This is a genomic window from Streptomyces sparsus, from assembly GCF_054776295.1.
This window is the reverse complement of the sequence record NZ_BAAHCA010001639.1, coordinates 1-613: the sequence shown is the minus strand read 5'-3', so window position 1 is coordinate 613 and position 613 is coordinate 1. Positions and strand designations below refer to the sequence as shown.

Genomic DNA, 613 nt, shown 5'->3' with positions numbered 1-613 from the left:
CGCCGGAGCGGACGGGTGGCGGGCGGTGCCGGTGCCGTACACGTCCGGCCCCGGTTCGGCGGACGCCGCCGCCCCCGCGGGCGTCGTCCCCTCCGTGGCGGAGGGGCGGGGCGGGCCCGAGAGCCCGACCAGTCCAGATGGCCCGACCAGCCCGACCGGGCCGGACGGCGAAGCTGAGGAGAAGCGCGCATGACGCAGTACGTACAGGTGCCGACGGTGGCCGCCGCGGACGTCCCGGCGGACGGTCTGCTGCTGGACGTCCGGGAGCCGCACGAGTGGGCCGCGGGACGGGCCGCCGAAGCGGTGCACATCCCGATGGGCCAGGTGGTCGAACGGTTCGGCGACATCGTCGAACTCGCGGCGGAGGAGCGGGTGTTCGTGATGTGCCGGGTGGGCGGGCGGTCCGCGCAGGTCACCCAGTACCTGACGCGGAACGGCGTCGACGCGGTGAACGTGGACGGCGGCATGCTGGCGTGGGCCGAGGCCGGCCGGCCGCTGGTCGGCGACGACGGCCAGGACCCCTTCGTGCTCTGACCCCGTTCGTGCTCTGGCTCCGGCCCGCCGCCGGGAGCCCGCCGCCCCGTCCCAGGCCCGTCCGCCCGGGAGGGCGGAC

The 613-nt window shown here is 77.0% G+C and carries 1 protein-coding gene and 1 pseudogene; both read left to right on the top strand.

The features are described from left to right. Positions 1-193 (top strand): annotated as a pseudogene (locus tag ACYVE9_RS30055) (ice-binding family protein); the annotation flags it as partial. After that, positions 190-534: a rhodanese-like domain-containing protein gene (locus ACYVE9_RS30050; protein ID WP_461031016.1), complete on the top strand. Its 345-nt coding sequence runs from the start codon at positions 190-192 to the stop codon at positions 532-534. The pseudogene ACYVE9_RS30055 and the gene ACYVE9_RS30050, both read left to right, overlap by 4 nt. The last annotated feature ends 79 nt before the right edge of the window (positions 535-613 follow it).